Source organism: Nonomuraea sp. NPDC005730 (assembly GCF_040630865.1).
In the GTDB taxonomy this organism is placed as follows: Bacteria; Actinomycetota; Actinomycetes; order Streptosporangiales; family Streptosporangiaceae; genus Nonomuraea.
The window spans coordinates 20,306-34,035 of record NZ_JBEXYK010000056.1 but is presented as its reverse complement, the minus strand read 5'-3'; the positions used below and the strand labels follow the sequence as shown (position 1 = coordinate 34,035).

15 protein-coding genes are annotated in these 13,730 nt (G+C 74.1%); 4 read left to right on the top strand and 11 right to left on the bottom strand.

Features of this window, described 5'->3' with window-relative positions:
- The first annotated feature begins 53 nt into the window (after positions 1–53).
- Together ABZ444_RS39850 and ABZ444_RS39845 are read left to right on the top strand one after the other, a co-directional pair.
- Positions 54–443, top strand: a complete 390-nt coding sequence (locus ABZ444_RS39850) for a RidA family protein (protein ID WP_358008841.1) — start codon at positions 54–56, stop codon at positions 441–443.
- A 214-nt stretch (positions 444–657) separates the two neighbouring features.
- Positions 658–933, top strand: coding sequence for a hypothetical protein (locus tag ABZ444_RS39845; protein ID WP_358008839.1), 276 nt, complete (start codon positions 658–660; stop codon positions 931–933).
- A gap of 16 nt (positions 934–949) precedes the next feature.
- Here the strand turns inward: ABZ444_RS39845 and ABZ444_RS39840 are convergent, their stop codons facing one another.
- The 7 genes from ABZ444_RS39840 to ABZ444_RS39810 all read right to left on the bottom strand — a co-directional run bounded on the left by ABZ444_RS39840 (position 950) and on the right by ABZ444_RS39810 (position 8,150).
- Entirely contained in the window at positions 950–1,813 is an 864-nt protein-coding gene (locus ABZ444_RS39840; RefSeq protein WP_358008838.1) for a serine hydrolase, read from the bottom strand.
- Between the two features lie 81 nt (positions 1,814–1,894).
- Positions 1,895–3,094: a HAMP domain-containing sensor histidine kinase gene (locus tag ABZ444_RS39835; RefSeq protein WP_358008836.1), complete on the bottom strand. Its 1,200-nt coding sequence runs from the start codon at positions 3,092–3,094 to the stop codon at positions 1,895–1,897.
- Positions 3,091–3,777, bottom strand: a complete 687-nt coding sequence (cseB, locus tag ABZ444_RS39830) for a two-component system response regulator CseB (RefSeq protein WP_358008834.1) — start codon at positions 3,775–3,777, stop codon at positions 3,091–3,093. The genes ABZ444_RS39835 and cseB overlap by 4 nt, the downstream gene beginning before the upstream one ends.
- A gap of 15 nt (positions 3,778–3,792) precedes the next feature.
- Positions 3,793–4,968 (bottom strand): ABC transporter permease, encoded by a 1,176-nt coding sequence (locus tag ABZ444_RS39825; RefSeq protein ID WP_358008832.1) that lies wholly within the window; start codon positions 4,966–4,968, stop codon positions 3,793–3,795.
- A gap of 2 nt (positions 4,969–4,970) precedes the next feature.
- Complete coding sequence (locus ABZ444_RS39820) at positions 4,971–5,645, bottom strand: ABC transporter ATP-binding protein (RefSeq protein WP_358008830.1); 675 nt, start codon at positions 5,643–5,645, stop codon at positions 4,971–4,973.
- A complete protein-coding gene (locus tag ABZ444_RS39815; RefSeq protein ID WP_358008828.1) occupies positions 5,638–7,353 on the bottom strand; it encodes a peptidoglycan-binding domain-containing protein in 1,716 nt (571 codons plus the stop codon). The genes ABZ444_RS39820 and ABZ444_RS39815 overlap by 8 nt, the downstream gene beginning before the upstream one ends.
- A complete protein-coding gene (locus ABZ444_RS39810; protein WP_358008826.1) occupies positions 7,353–8,150 on the bottom strand; it encodes a hypothetical protein in 798 nt (265 codons plus the stop codon). The genes ABZ444_RS39815 and ABZ444_RS39810 overlap by 1 nt, the downstream gene beginning before the upstream one ends.
- 173 nt (positions 8,151–8,323) lie before the next feature.
- Between ABZ444_RS39810 and ABZ444_RS39805 the strand changes: the two genes are divergently transcribed.
- Entirely contained in the window at positions 8,324–8,875 is a 552-nt protein-coding gene (locus ABZ444_RS39805) for an AAA family ATPase (protein ID WP_358008824.1), read from the top strand.
- Here ABZ444_RS39805 and ABZ444_RS39800 read toward each other — a convergent pair.
- The 3 genes from ABZ444_RS39800 to ABZ444_RS39790 all read right to left on the bottom strand — a co-directional run bounded on the left by ABZ444_RS39800 (position 8,853) and on the right by ABZ444_RS39790 (position 11,275).
- On the bottom strand, positions 8,853–9,353 hold the full coding sequence (locus tag ABZ444_RS39800) for an anthrone oxygenase family protein (protein ID WP_358008822.1): 501 nt from the start codon (positions 9,351–9,353) through the stop codon (positions 8,853–8,855). The two genes, ABZ444_RS39805 and ABZ444_RS39800, sit on opposite strands and share 23 nt — an antisense overlap.
- 138 nt (positions 9,354–9,491) lie before the next feature.
- Complete coding sequence (locus tag ABZ444_RS39795; RefSeq protein ID WP_358008820.1) at positions 9,492–10,241, bottom strand: methyltransferase domain-containing protein; 750 nt, start codon at positions 10,239–10,241, stop codon at positions 9,492–9,494.
- Positions 10,242–10,405: 164 nt separating this feature from the next.
- On the bottom strand, positions 10,406–11,275 hold the full coding sequence (locus tag ABZ444_RS39790; protein WP_358008818.1) for a LysR family transcriptional regulator: 870 nt from the start codon (positions 11,273–11,275) through the stop codon (positions 10,406–10,408).
- Positions 11,276–11,351: 76 nt separating this feature from the next.
- Here ABZ444_RS39790 and ABZ444_RS39785 point away from each other — a divergent pair, with 76 nt between their 5' ends.
- Positions 11,352–11,501 (top strand): hypothetical protein, encoded by a 150-nt coding sequence (locus tag ABZ444_RS39785; RefSeq protein WP_357969608.1) that lies wholly within the window; start codon positions 11,352–11,354, stop codon positions 11,499–11,501.
- A 7-nt stretch (positions 11,502–11,508) separates the two neighbouring features.
- On the opposite strand, the gene ABZ444_RS39780 is transcribed toward ABZ444_RS39785, so the two are convergent.
- The gene (locus tag ABZ444_RS39780) at positions 11,509–13,632 is read right to left on the bottom strand and encodes a SpoIIE family protein phosphatase (protein ID WP_358008816.1); all 2,124 of its coding nucleotides are present in this window, start codon (positions 13,630–13,632) and stop codon (positions 11,509–11,511) included.
- Between the last annotated feature and the right edge of the window lie 98 nt (positions 13,633–13,730).

Sequence of the window (13,730 nt, the reverse complement as noted above, 5' to 3'; positions counted from 1 at the left end):
TGGTGTCGTAACGAAACCCCTTTAACTGGTTTCAGAACGCAGGGAGAGCGAACATGGGCGTACGGCACATCAACCCCGAGGGGCTTCATCGCAGCCCGGCCTTCAGCCAGGCCGTCGTGGTCGAGCAGCCGGCCAGGACCATCTACATCGGCGGCCAGAACGGCGTCGGCCCCGACGGCAAGGTCGTCGGCCCCACGGTGGGGGACCAGGCCAGGCAGGTGTTCCGCAACCTGAGGACGATCCTGGAGAGCGAGGGGGCGAGCCTGGCCGACATCGTGCACTGGCGCATCGCCGTGCTGGACGGGCACACGTTCGACGAGGGAGTGGCCGCCTTCCAGGAGGTGTGGAACCGGGCCGACCCGCCGCCCGCCATCACGGTGCACGTCGTGGCCGGCCTGAACCCGGGATGCCTCGTCGAGGTCGACGCCGTCGCGGTCGTGTGACGCGGCCGGGCGGCCGACCTCCGGGCACGCCCTGGCGTTCTGGGCCTGCGCCGGCGTCGTGACCGCCGGGGCGGTCGCCGTGCTGCCCGGGGCCTCGAACGAACGTCGCCGACGGGGGATCGCGTCCGATAGTGGACATCGTCCCCGGGTGGGGCGTGACGGGTCGCGGGGCAGAGAAGAGGTGCCCCCGTCCTTTCGGAGGAAAGGGAACCTCATGATCACGCTGGTGAGACGGCTCGCCGTCATCTCGGCCTTCGCCCTTGCCGGGGCGTCCCTGCCCGCTTCGTCCGCGTACGCGATGGGCTCGTGGGTCTGCACCGGCGGCTCCCGCACCTACCTGGGCAGCGTCGTGGGCTATCACATCCTGGGCTCCGGCTGCACCGGGCAGGGTTCGGGAGCCGGGGCGATCACCATCCCGTCGGGCACCTACGGCTGCGCGGTCGTCAACCCGACACCCCAGCTGGGCATCGTCAGCGGGCTGAACTGCTGATCCCCGCCCGGCCACGTCAGCGGGACCGGTCGAGCAGCCACCGCTCGACCGCCGCGCTCATCCGGCCGCCCGCCTCCAGCGCCGCCGCCTTGGCGGCGGCCGGGTCGGTGTGCGCGGCCTGGCCGAGGATGACACCGAGCACCAGATGCCCCCGTACGCGGGAGGCCCACATCAGGTTGCCGCCCGCGGCCGTGCCCGAGCCGGTCTTGATGCCGATGACGCCGTGCCTGTTCAGCAGCGTGTTGGTGTTGTGCAGCCGCCTGGCGTCCCCCGGGACGGACGTGTCGGTCTGCGCCACCACCGCCCGCAGCACCGGGTCGCCCATCGCCGCCCTGGCCAGCCTGAGCTGGTCGGCGGCGGTGCTGACGGTGGTGTCCTCGTTGCCGCTGGCCCCCGTGTACGTGCTGTCCGTCATGCCGAGGCGTCGTGCGGCGGCGTTCATCCGGGCCACGAAACGCTCCTGGGAGCCGGCGTCCCAGCGGGCCAGGAGCCGGGCCACGTTGTTGCCCGAGGGCACCATCATCAGCTCCAGCAGCCGCCGCAGCCGGACCGTCCGGCCCTGTACGAGCGGCACGGTGGACTCCAGCCGCGACAAGGACTCCTCGGCCGCCGTGCGGTCCACGGTGATCAGCGGGCCGTCGTCGCCGGGCCGGAGCGGGTGGCGGCGCAGGATCACGTAGGCGGTCATCACCTTCGTCACGCTGGCGATCGGCACCGGCCGCGGGTCGCCGCTGACGCCCAGGCTGCCCACGTCGGCCACCTCGACCGCCGCCTGCCCCTCCGGCGGCCACGGCAGGGACGCGTCCCCGGTGACCGGGGGAGCGCCGGCACAGCCCGACAGAACGCCCGCCAGCAGCAGAAACATCAAGGAACGTCGCATACCCGCCAGGTTGCGCGACCGGCGTGTCCGTACGGCCGTGGCCGCGCATCCACCCGCGCTCAGCCGTGTATCAGCCCGGCATCAACCCGCCGGGAGGCGGAGGACGGCGACCGCGCCGCCGTCCGGGGCGTTGGCCAGGGTCAGCTCGGCGCCGATGACCCGGGCCTGGCCCAGCGCGATCGTCAGCCCCAGGCCGTGCCCGCGGCCCCGCTCGGCGGCGCCCGTACGGAAGCGGCGCGGCCCGTCGGCCAGCAGCTCCGGCGGGAACCCCGGCCCCCGGTCGCGCACCTCGATCATGTGGTCGCCGACCGCGATCTCCACCGGCGCCACGCCGTGCCGATGGGCGTTGAGCACGAGGTTGGCCAGGATCCGGTCCAGACGCCGCGGATCGGTCTCGGCCACCGGGTCCCCGTCGGCCAGCACCCGCGCCTCGACCCCCACCCGGGACGCCGACTCCGCGGCCAGCCCGGCCAGCGGCACGCGCACCCGCTCGGCGACCTCGGCCCCGGCGTCCAGCCGGGACACCTCCAGCAGGTCCTCCACCAGCGTCCGCAGCACCCGCACCCGGTCGCGCACCAGGTCGGTGACCTCGCCCTCGTCCAGCAGCTCGACCACGGCGACCAGGCCCATCAGCGGGGTGCGCAGGTCGTGCGCGACGTCGGCGGTGAACCGCTGCTCGGCCAGCAGCCGGTGCTGCAGGCTCGCCGCCATCGAGTCCACGGCGGCGGCGATGCGGGCGATCTCGTCCCGGCCGCGGGCGTTCGTCCGGGCCGCCAGGTCGCCCCCGGCGATGCTGCGGGCGGTGCGCGCGACCCGCCGCAGCCGCCGGTTGGGCAGCTCGGCCGCCAGCACCGACAGCGGCACCACCCCGGCCAGGGCGAGCAGCCCGGCCTTGGCCATGTTCCGGTCGAGCGCCTGCAGGCCGAGCAGCTCGGAGCCCATCGCGATCTGCACGCTCACCGCCTCGCCGCCGTCGCCGCCGTACGGCTGGACCGCCCACATCCACGGCTCGTCCCGGTGGTCGAGCCCGTACCAGACCACCCGTCGGCCGGGCCGCAGCCGGTCGGCCAGGGCGGCGGGGAGCGCGTCGACGGGCACCACGTCCTCGGCGGTCCCGGAGGCCAGCGACTCCTCCAGGGCCGCCTCGGCCTGCGCCTGGCCGATGTCGAGCGCCCGCTGCCAGGTCGCCCGGTGCACCAGCAGCCCCACCACGGCGGCCACGACGGTCGCGGCGAGCGTGACGAGAGCGGCGATCTTCCAGCGCAGCGAGGCCGGGTTCACGTGACGGCCAGCTTGTAGCCGAACCCGCGCACGGTCTCGACGCGCTCGGCGCCGATCTTCCTGCGCAGCCGCTGCACGCACAGGTCGACCACGCGGCTGTCCCCGTCCCATCCGTAGTCCCACACGTTGCGCAGCAGCGTCGCCCGTTCCAGGACGATGCCGGGATGGGCGGCGAACTCCAGCAGCAGCCGCAGCTCGGTCGGCGACAGTTCGACGCGCCGGCCGCCCCGCCGCACCTCCAGCGCGCCGGTGTCCACGCTCAGGTCACCGAACTCCAGCACGGCCGGCCCCGCCTCGGGCCCGGCAGCCGGCGTACGGGCGAAGGTGGCCCGGCGCAGCAGCGACCGGATCCTGGCCACCAGCACCGGCAGGTCCACCGGCTTGACCACGTAGTCGTCGGCGCCGCCCTCCAGCCCCGCCACGATGTCCAGCCCGTCGCCGCGGGCCGACATCATCAGGATCGGCACCTGGCTGGTCTCCCTGATGCTGCGGCACACGCTGATGCCGTCGAGGCCGGGCAGCATCACGTCCAGCAGCAGCAGGTCGTGATCGCCCGTACGGGCGGCCTCCAGACCGTCGAGCCCGTCGGCGGCGGTGGTCACCCGATAGCCGTAACGTTCCAGGGCCATGCCCAGCGACGTGCGGATCACGGTGTCGTCCTCGACGAGCAGCAGGGATGTCATGAAATCGCACCATACCTAGCGAAGTGCATTGACCGGTTCCATCCGGGCGGCCCGCAGGGCCGGATACAGGCCCGCCAGCAGCCCGACCACGGCCCCGGCCACCGGGGCCAGGACGGCCAGTCCGACGTCGAGGACGGGCGTCCACTGCTTGACGGCGCAGACCCCGACGATCACCAGGATCCCCGCGGACGCGCCCAGCACGCCGCCGATCAACCCCGTCAGCGTGGACTCCAGCAGGAACTGCGCCGCGATGTGGCGGCGGGCGGCGCCCAGCGCCCGGCGCAGCCCGATCTCGGCGACGCGTTCCATGACGGTCACCAGCGTGACGTTGGCGATGCCGACCGCGCCGACGACCAGGGAGACCAGCCCGAGGATCAGGAACAGGGCGTTGACGTCACCCTCCACCGCGTCGCGGGCCCTGGTGGGGCTGGGCGGCGAGATGACCTGGAGCAGGGCCTCGTTGCCGGGGCTGAGCGCGGACGGCGCCTGCCGGGCGATCAGCTCGGCGGCCCCGAGCGCGGTGTCGACCAGGACGCGGGTCACGGTGCCCAGGCCATAGGGCCGGCCGACCGTCGGCGGCAGGATGACCGCGCTCGCCAGGCTCTTCTCCCGCCGGAGATCCCCGAGCACCCCGATCACGGTGTACGCCCGGGTGCCGATGAACACGGCCGGAGCCCGGTCCAGCCCGGTGATGCCGAGCAGCCGGGCCGCCTGCTGGCCCAGCACGACGACCGGGTCGCCCCGGGCGACGTGCCCGGCGTCGAAGTAGCGGCCCTCGATCATCCTGCCCTTGACCGCCGCGGGCAGGCCGGGGCTGCTGGAGACCACGGTCAGCGTCTGGTCGGTGACGCGGGCCGGGTCCACGACGTCGTTGGAGCGGACGACGAGGTTGGCGCTGCGGTCGGACTCGGCGAGCGCCGCGGCCGAGACCACCCCGCGCAGCCGGGTCACCCGGCTCACGTCGGCCCATCCGACCAGCGGGAACGGGTGGGCCGGGACCTCGACCGTGACGGAGGTGGCGGTCAGCTCGTCGAAACGGCCGACGATCTGGTTGCCGGCCGTCGCGGCGACGCCCAGGGTCACCACGAGCGTGGTGATGCCGAGCACGGTGCCCAGCGTGGTCAGGGCCGAGCGCACCGGGCGGGCCAGCAGGCCCGCCACGGCCTCGGTCAGCAGGTCGCGCGGGTGCACGTCTACTCCTCCGTGAGGACGCCGTCGGTGATGCGGACCCGGCGTCCGGCCCGGTCGCTCACCTCGGTCTCGTGGGTGATGACGACGATGGTCATCCCTTGGGCGCGCAGCTCGTCGAACAGGTCGAGCACGGCGCCGGTGTTCCTGCTGTCGAGGTTTCCGGTGGGCTCGTCGCACAGCAGCAGCGACGGCTCGCCCAGCAGGGCGCGGGCGATGGCGGCGCGCTGCCGCTCGCCGCCGGACAGCCGGCCGGGCAGGAAGTCCACCCGGTGCGACAGGCGCACCCGATCGAGGGCCCGCATGGCGCGGTCCCGCCGTCCCGCGCGCGGGGCCGTGCCGTAGACCTCGGCCAGCATGACGTTCTCCAGGACGCTCCGGTGCGGCAGCAGGTGGAAGGACTGGAAGACGAAGCCGATCCGGCCGCCGCGGACGGCGGTGCGCGCCCCTTCCCTCAGCGTGGTGGTCTCGATGCCGTCGAGCCGGTAGCTGCCGCGGGTCGGCCGGTCGAGCAGGCCCAGGGTGTTGAGCAAGGTGGACTTCCCCGACCCCGACGGGCCGACGACCGCCACGTAGTCCGCCCGCTCGACCCGCAGGTCGACCGACGACAGCGCGCGGACGGGCGGGTCGCCGGGGAACTCCTTGGTCAGCTCGCGAAGGTGGATGACCGGCTCAGCCACTGTTGACCACCACCCGCTCGCCCGGTTCGAGCTCGCCGGTCACCTCCACGGCGCCGTCGGCGGACAGGCCGGTGCGCACCTGCACCTCCTCGGTCCGGCCGGGCGCGGTCTCCACCCGGACCCTGGCCCTGCCGTCCGCCGCCGTGACGACCGCCGCGACCGGGACCACGAGCACCTCCCCTCCGGTGGCGCCGATGGTCACGCGGACCGTGACGGGCGCGCCGGCGAGCTCGCGCAGCCCCTTCACGGAGGCGGGCGTGACCGTCACCGGGACGGCGCCCTTCGCGTCGCGCCCCGCGACGGCGGTCACCGTGCCGGGGACGGTCGTGCCGGAGTCGGTCTCGATGCTCGCCGCCAGCCCCGCCTTGACCCGTTCGGCCTCGGCCGCGTCCACCGAGCCGGACACCACGAAGCCGGAGCCGGTGACCGTGGCGACCGCCTTGTCCACCGGCTCGCCCGCCTTGACGGCCGGCTTGTGCAGCCGGACGGGCAGCCGGGGCAGGAAGACGATCTCGCCGGGCGGCACGGTGGTGCCGTAGGTGCGGGAGAACTCGGCCAGCAACGCCCGCGCCGCGGCCAGGTCGCTGCGCGCGTTGGCCACCTTCAGCCTGGCGGGGGAGAGCTGCCTGGCCTGCCTGAGCGCCTGCTCGGCGACGGCCACGGCCTCCCGCGCCACCCGGACGGCCTTCTCCAGCTCGGCCAGCCGTTTCGCCCGCGCGGCCCCGGCCTCCTCCCGCGCGCGTTCCAGCGCCGAGCGGGCGGCGGCCAGGTCCGCGCGGGCGTTGGCGACCCGGAGTTCGAGCAGGCGGGTGTCGGCGGCCGGCGTCGCCGCGGGGGCGGCGCCGGGTGCCGTGGACGGCGCGACGGTCGGCGCGACGGTCGGCGTCGCCCTGGCCTGGGCGAGCTCCTGCTCGGCCGCCAGCAGCCGCTCCTCGGCCGCCCGCACGGCGCTCTCGGCGGCCTCGGCCCCGGCCGCGTCCTCGGCGGTGCGGTCCTGGGCCCGCGCGCTCTTCAGCGCCTGTTCGGCCGCCTTCAGGTCGCGGCGGGCGCCGGTCACCCTGAGCTTCAACGGAAGCACGTCCATGCCCTGGTCGAGCGCCCTGCTCTCGGTCGCCAGCACTTCCCGCGCGGCCCGTACGGACCGCGCCAGCTCGTCGCGCCGCTGCCGCAGCTCCAGGGTGGGCTGCTGGGCCTCGTAGCCGCGCCGGGCGTAGAAGCGCGACACCGCGGCGACGGTCGCCCCGTCGAACACGCCGGTCACCGGCACGCGGTGCCCGAGCCGGCGCAGCGCCTTCTGCACCTGCCGGACGTCGTCCCCCTCGGCGCCGGGGACGATGCCGCGGTGCATCGGCACCCTGCCCGCGAAGACGAACACCGGGCGCCCGTTCACCTCCATCAGCACCGCGCCCTCCACGAGCTTCCCCCGCCGTGGAGCACGGGTGGCCCGCTGGACGGTCTCGCCGCCGCCCACCACCCCGGCCAGCGACACCGGACGCGGGGAGCCGTACTCCAGCGTGCCGCTGACGACGACGGTGGCGACCAGCCTGCGCCGCTCCACCTCGACGGTGACCAGCGACGGCACGGGTGGCCTGCGTGCCGCCGCCTCGTCGGCCGGGGAGCGCAGCCGGGTGCCCACCCCCCAGCCGGTCCCGGCGACCGCCAGGACCACGGCCAGCACGAGCAGCAACTTGCCGCGAGGGGTGCGCATCACTGCTCTTGGAACCCGTACTTCACCCGGGCCTCGTTGGTGAGCCGCCGTTGCAGCGGGACGAAGGCCGCGTAGAAGTCCTTGCCGCACTCCAGGTCGACCAGCGCCGACCTGATCTCCTTGGCCAGGTACGGCCGGGCCGCGGCGGCCGTGACCTCGCCCGCCTTGCCGAGCCGGTCGGCCTGCTCGCCCCACACCGTCTGCCCCCGCGCGCCCAGCGCCAGCGGCCGGGCGGAGGTCACCCGCTCGCCCTTGGACTTCAGGCACTCCGCGAACGGCCCGGCCAGCTCCACCAGCTTCGGATCGCCGTCGAGCGCCTTGTCGATGTTCTCGATCTCGGTGCTCATCTGGTCCTGGTAGTCGGTGAGCGAGGTGACCTTCAGGCCGTTGACCTGGCGCAGGGCGCTGACCCGGCACTCGTTCATGGTCTTGAGCCAGGCGTCCCGCCGGGGGCCGGAGAGCCCGTCGAGCGTGGCCTGGTTGGGGTCCGGGGCCCGGGTCTCGGTAGGCTTGGGGTAGACGAACGCGGCGAAGACGCCGAAGCCGTTCCTGCTCCGCTCGGCCTTCATCGCCGCGTAGTCGGCCGGGTCGGCGTCGGGCGGCCCCGGCCGGCTGACCGAAGGCGTGTAGGCGAAGCCCTTCTGCTTCATGCAGGTGGCGATGACGGTCTCTCGCTCCCGGAGCTTGTCCGCCCCGGCGTCGCCCCCGCCGGACGCCGGGGCGGCCTGTCCCGCCGGAGCCCCTCCGCAGCCGGTCAGCACCGCCAGGCCGAGCAGACCGCACACCAGCACACGCATCAAGGGCTCCTTCACCGTGGGGACGCGCCGCCCTCCGCGACGCCTCGGCCACTCTTGAGCCCTTTTCCGTCCGCCCGGCCTTGGCCGGGTATCACCGGGCGCTCGGCCGTGTATCGGCCGTGTATCAGCGCCCGTAGCCAGCCATCAACCCCCACGAGAAAGGGAGGAGAGCCGTGCCGAATCACGTTCTCACCGGCACCCCGGGCGCCGGGAAGACGGCCGTCCTGCGGCTGCTGGAGGTCCACGGGCACACCGTCGTCGAGGAGGCGGCGACGGACGTCATCGCCCTCGGCGAGGCGCTCGGCCGCGCGGAGCCCTGGCGCGAGCCCGCCTTCGTGGAGGAGGTGGTCAGGCTCCAGCGGCGGCGCCAGGAGGCCGCGCCCGCGGGCGGCGCGGCCACCGTCTTCTTCGACCGTTCGCCGGTCTGCACGCTGGCGCTGAGCCGCTTCCTCGGGTTTCCCACCTCACGCCCGCTCGCCCGCGAGGTCGAGCGGGTGGTGGGCCGGGGGACGTACGACGGGAAGGTGTTCTTCGTCCGCAACCAGGGATTCGTCCGCGCCACCTCCGCCAGGCGGATCGGCTACGAGGACTCGCTCGACTTCGAGCGCCTGCACGAGCGGACCTACCGCGACCTCGGATTCGAACTCGTCGAGGTGCCCGCCGCGCCGCTGGCCGACCGCGTCGCGCTGATCGAGCGGGCCGTCAGCCCACCCGGCCGCTCTTGACCAGCGCCCAGCACAGCGAGGCGAACGCGCCCGTGGTGGTGATCGTCCGGACGAGGTTGTAGCCGGCCCACTTGGCCTCGTCGAACGCGCGGCGCACCGCGGCCAGGTCGGCGATCCGGTCCGGGTCGCCGGCCGCCTTGATGGCGTCGTTGAGCGGCACGTTCACGGCCACCGTGAGCACGAAGGCGACCAGGTAGAGCACCAGCGCGACGATGATCCAGGGCAGCACCGCGCGCACGTTCTGGCCGAGGTGCAGCGCCGCCGCCAGGCCCGTGAAGGCCAGCGCGCCGATGAAGCTGAGCATGAACCAGGGATTGAGGATCGCCCGGTCGACGGCCTGGAAGGCCCCGACGAACGTGCGGTCGTCGGTCGCGCCGAGTCCCCGCATGATGGTGTGCGAGTACAGCCCGAAGACGCCCGCCGCGAGCCCGGTCGCCATGGTCGCCATGATGAGCACGACGGTGCGCAGAACCGACATCAGTGTGTTTCCCTCCTAGTTCGGCGCCCGACGTCCCGGACGCGCGAGGACAAGTCAACGCGACAGCGGGGGAGCGCGGCCATGGCCGAGACTCTCCCGCCCATACGCCGGGCTCCAGGGGCCGCCCGGCGCCGGGGGTCAGGGCGCGGGCGGGTTCCGGCGGGCGGTGACCAGCGCGAAGGACAGGTACTCCCCCTGGTCTGCCTCGAGCATGGCGATCGTCGCAGTCTCCTGCCGGGCGCGGGCCCACAGCAGCCAGTCGTGCCATCCGCCGTCCTGCAGGCGCGCGGACGTCACCGTGACCAGCTCGGTGATCTCCCACTGGAAGCGCCACCAGTCGGCGGTGTGCCAGGCGATGGCCTCCCAGCCGACCAGCGCCTTGACGTGGGCGGGGATGTGCCCGAGGTCGCGGACCTCGCGGGTCATGCCGGGCGTGGCGACGCCGAGCTGCCCGCCGGGCCGCAGGAAGCGGACCAGGTAGGGCAGGTAGGAGTCGGCCGTGCCGAAGTACTCGAAGGCGTCCACGCTGACGATCGCGTCGAAGGACTCCCGCTCGAACGGCAGCGCGTGCGCCTCGGCCCGTACGGCCCGGACCCGGTCCGCGACGCCCGCCTCGGCGAAGACGGCCGCGGCCTTCTCGGGCGCGACCCACAGGTCGGCGGCCACCACCTCCACCCCGAACTCACGGGCCAGGAAGACCGAGGTCGCGCCCAGGCCCGAGCCCAGGTCGAGCACCCGCATGCCGGGCCGCAGGTCGAGGTCGCGGGCCAGGTCCTCCAGCAGCCACAGCGGATGGGGGCCCATGTCCAGCCCGAGCACCCATTCCGGGTCGTATCTGGAGGAACGCGGATAGACGTCGGGGCGCACGAGGTCCTGGATCGCTGACACAGCGGGCCATCCCACCACGAAGCCCCCGCCCGTTCAACCGGTTATGTGCCGCCGGGGGCCGGGCCAGGGCCCGCGAGGCCGCGGCGCTGCCGTCGAGGTCCCCCCGCACGAAGCCGGCCCTGCCGCTGTGCGCGGAGAGATTGGACCCACAAGTCCAATCCGGGTCACCTGGTGAGGTGCGCCAGCAGGGCGCCGGCGGCCGGGTTGGCGGGGATGGGCGCGCGGCCGGCCAGCACGACCGTCCTGGCCGGATCGGGCTGGCGGATGCGCACGGTCGGCAGCCCCTCCCACTCGGCCACCCGCCGGGGGACGATCGCCACCCCGATCCCGGCGCGCACCAGGTCGACCAGCAGCCGGATCTGGGTGACCTCGCAGGTGATCTGCCGGTGCAGCCCGCACCCGGCGGCCAGCCGGCGCACCGCGGTCTCCAGCCCGGTGCCGGCCTTGAAGTCCACGAACGGCTCCTCCGTCAGCTCCGACAGCAGGGCCCGCTCCGCCCCGGCCAGCCGGTGGTCGGGCGAGGTCATCAGCACCAGCTCCTCCTCCCAGGAGTCGAACACGGCCAGCCCCGCCGGCAGCTCGGCGCCGTCGAGCGCCAGGTAGGCCAGGTCGAGCTCGCGGGCCAGCAGCGCGTCGAGCAGCCCCGCCACCGGGGCGTCGCGGACCGAGATCTGGATGCCGGGCCGCAGGCGGTGGAAGGCGGCCAGCTCAGCCGGCAGGTCGACGCTGGTGAGCGTCTGGATGGTGCCGATCGCCACCCGGCCGGTGGCCAGCCCGGACACCGCGGACACGGCGTCGGCGGCCGCCGCGGCGTCGGCCAGCAGCGCCCGCGCGGCCGGGAGGAAGGCGTGCCCGGCCGGGGTGAGGACCGGCCGCCGCCCGGTGCGCTCGAACAGGTCGGCGCCGAGCTCGCGTTCGAGCTTGCGGATGGACGTGCTGAGCGCCGACTGCACGATCAGCTCGGCCCGGGCGGCGGCGGTGAAGCTGCCGTGGGTGGTGACGGCGACGAAGTGGCGGAGCTGACGCAGTTCCATCCATCTACGATAGCGATGACTGTCAGTGAGACGATGTGTTGGATCGATCAGTACACGCCAGGACATCCTGGTCGGCATGGAACAACACGTCCCCGCCCTGTGGTCGGCCGCCTACTGCTCCCGCCGTCCCGCCCCGGTCCGGCTCGCCGGGCGGGGGCTGCTGAAGGTCCTCGACTTCGTCCGGGCGCTCGCGCTGGCCGACCACCACACGTTCGTCTCGCACTGAGCGGGTCTCAGCCCGCGTTCTCGCGGTGCCGCAGGAGCAGCAGCGCGATGTCGTCGGTGTGCGGGGCGTGGTCGAGCAGCGTCCCGGCGACCTGCTGGAGCTGCTCGCGCGGGGCGCTGGTCAGGTACGCCGCCAGCGTTCCGATGGCCTCGTCCAGGTCCACGCCCGGCGCCTCGACCAGCCCGTCGGTGTAGAGGGCCAGGACGGCGCCCGGCGGGAACGGCACCTCCACCGTGGCGTACTCGGCGTCGGCGTCGATGCCGAGCAGCAGGCCCGCCGGGATGTCGATGATCTCGGCCGGCATGTTGGGCGGGCGCAGCAGCGGCAGGGGATGGCCGGCGTTGGCCGCCCGCAGCGTGCGCAGGCGCAGGTCGAAGTAGATGAGCAGGCAGCTCGTGAACAGGTCGGTGTCCAGGTCCATGAGCAGCCGGTTGGTGTGCTGGAGCACGTCCCCGGGGCTGGCCCCGACGGCGGCGTGGGCGTGGATGGCGGTGCGCACCTGGCCCATGAGCGCCGCGGCCGTCATGTTGTGCCCCTGCACGTCCCCGATGACGGCGGCGGCGGTGGTCTCGTTGAGCCGGATCAGGTCGTAGAAGTCGCCGCCGATGCCGACGCCGCGGGTCGCGGGCACGTACCGGGCGGCCACCTCCAGGCCCGGCATGTCGGGCAGGCTGCCGGGCAGCAGCGAGGTCTGCAGGCTGTGGGCCAGCCGGTCCTTGGTGTCGTAGAGCAGCGCGCGGTCCAGGGCCTGGCCCATCAGCCCGGCCAGCGTGGTCAGCGTCGCGCACTGCTCGGCGGTGAACGGCCGCGGATGGTCGAAGGCCAGCAGGCAGACACCGAAGGTGTCGTCGGAGACGGTCAGCGGCAGGAAGGCCCAGGCGGCCATCCCGTCGTCCTGCGCGGTCTCGGGGAAGGCCCGGCGCAGCTCGGCCCGGTCGGCGAAGAAGGCGGGCTCACCCGTGCGGACGACCTGCTCGGCGGGGCTGGGCGTGGCCAGCGTCTGGCCGTCGAACCGCTCCAGCACCTCGGGGACGTAGCCGTGGGAGCCGACGATCCGCAGCCGGCCGCTCTCGGCCCTCATGATCGCCATGGCCTGGGCCTTGAACACCGGCATGACGTGGTCGGCGATGAGATCGACGACCTCCCGGACGTTCAGCGCCCGGGTCATCGCCGAGGCCATGTGCAGGAAGTTGTAGAAGACGTCGGCCCGCGGCAGCCCGGAGTCGTCCGGCGTGAAGGCGCGCGCGGGCCGCTGCGCGGACAGGCCGGCCGCCGAGGGGGTGATGCGCAGGCTCAGGCCCGTGGGGTCCGGGTGCAGGACGAACTCCAGCTCGTGGCCGTCCGGCCGGCGGGCCGAGCAGGAGGCGACCTGCTGGCCGACCACCGCCGCCCGGCAGCGGTCCTGGAACGCCGGGTCCTTCAGCCACGTCGCCGTCTCCCACAGCGGCGTGCCCAGCAACTCCGAGACGGTGGTGCCGAGCAGACCGGCGGCGGCCGGGCTGGCGAAGGTGACGACGCCGTCCAGGTCGAGCGCGACGGAGCCGTCCCGCAGCCGGTCCAGGAAGCCGGCCGCGGCCACGGCCTCGTACGGGTCGGGCATCGGCGGCGGCACCGGGGTCAGTACCCGCGGCTCGCCGCCGGGCCGCAGCGGACATCCGCTGTCGGCGGCCTGCTCCAGGACGGCCGCCAGGCGCTCGCTCGTGGCGGCGATGACGTCCTGCTCCGGCCCGCTCAGCTCGGCCGGCCGCCCGTCCGGCCAGAGCAGGATCCACGAGCCCCACATGCGGGAGTCGCTGTGCAGCGGCGCGGCGGCCGAGGCGAAGGCGTACGGGAAGGCCAGGGCCGTGCCCGGGAAGCGGCGGGCCAGCTCGTGCGCGGTCGGCACCCACACCAGCTGCCCCTGGCGGACGGCGGCGGCCACGGGCGCCCCACCGTCCAGCCTGACGGTGGTCCACGGCTTGACGAGCTGCGTGGGCAGCCCGATCTCCGCCTCCATCACCAGGACCTGCGGGGAGCCCGTCAGCAGGTACACCGCGCCGATGTGCGCGCCGGTGTCACGGGCGGCTTGGGCGAGCTGCTCGTCCAGCGCCGAGGTGTACGGCAGGGTCCCCTCGTCGGCGTGGCCGCCCACGGACTACCTCGTTCCGTCCTGCGCTGACGTCGGCGCCGCGTCCCGTTGATCGCCCATAGGACAACTGTAGATATCCGTATTGGGGGTGAAGCTCACCG

Excerpts from the sequence above, each read along its gene's own strand:
- ABZ444_RS39850 (WP_358008841.1), top strand. The coding sequence starts at position 54 with ATGGGCGTACGGCACATCAACCCCGAGGGGCTTCATCGCAGCCCGGCC.
- ABZ444_RS39845 (WP_358008839.1), top strand. The coding sequence starts at position 658 with ATGATCACGCTGGTGAGACGGCTCGCCGTCATCTCGGCCTTCGCCCTT.
- ABZ444_RS39840 (WP_358008838.1), bottom strand. The coding sequence starts at position 1,813 with ATGCGACGTTCCTTGATGTTTCTGCTGCTGGCGGGCGTTCTGTCGGGC.
- cseB (WP_358008834.1), bottom strand. The coding sequence starts at position 3,777 with ATGACATCCCTGCTGCTCGTCGAGGACGACACCGTGATCCGCACGTCG.
- ABZ444_RS39815 (WP_358008828.1), bottom strand. The coding sequence starts at position 7,353 with ATGCGCACCCCTCGCGGCAAGTTGCTGCTCGTGCTGGCCGTGGTCCTG.
- ABZ444_RS39810 (WP_358008826.1), bottom strand. The coding sequence starts at position 8,150 with ATGCGTGTGCTGGTGTGCGGTCTGCTCGGCCTGGCGGTGCTGACCGGC.
- ABZ444_RS39800 (WP_358008822.1), bottom strand. The coding sequence starts at position 9,353 with ATGTCGGTTCTGCGCACCGTCGTGCTCATCATGGCGACCATGGCGACC.
- ABZ444_RS39790 (WP_358008818.1), bottom strand. The coding sequence starts at position 11,275 with ATGGAACTGCGTCAGCTCCGCCACTTCGTCGCCGTCACCACCCACGGC.
- ABZ444_RS39785 (WP_357969608.1), top strand. The coding sequence starts at position 11,352 with ATGGAACAACACGTCCCCGCCCTGTGGTCGGCCGCCTACTGCTCCCGC.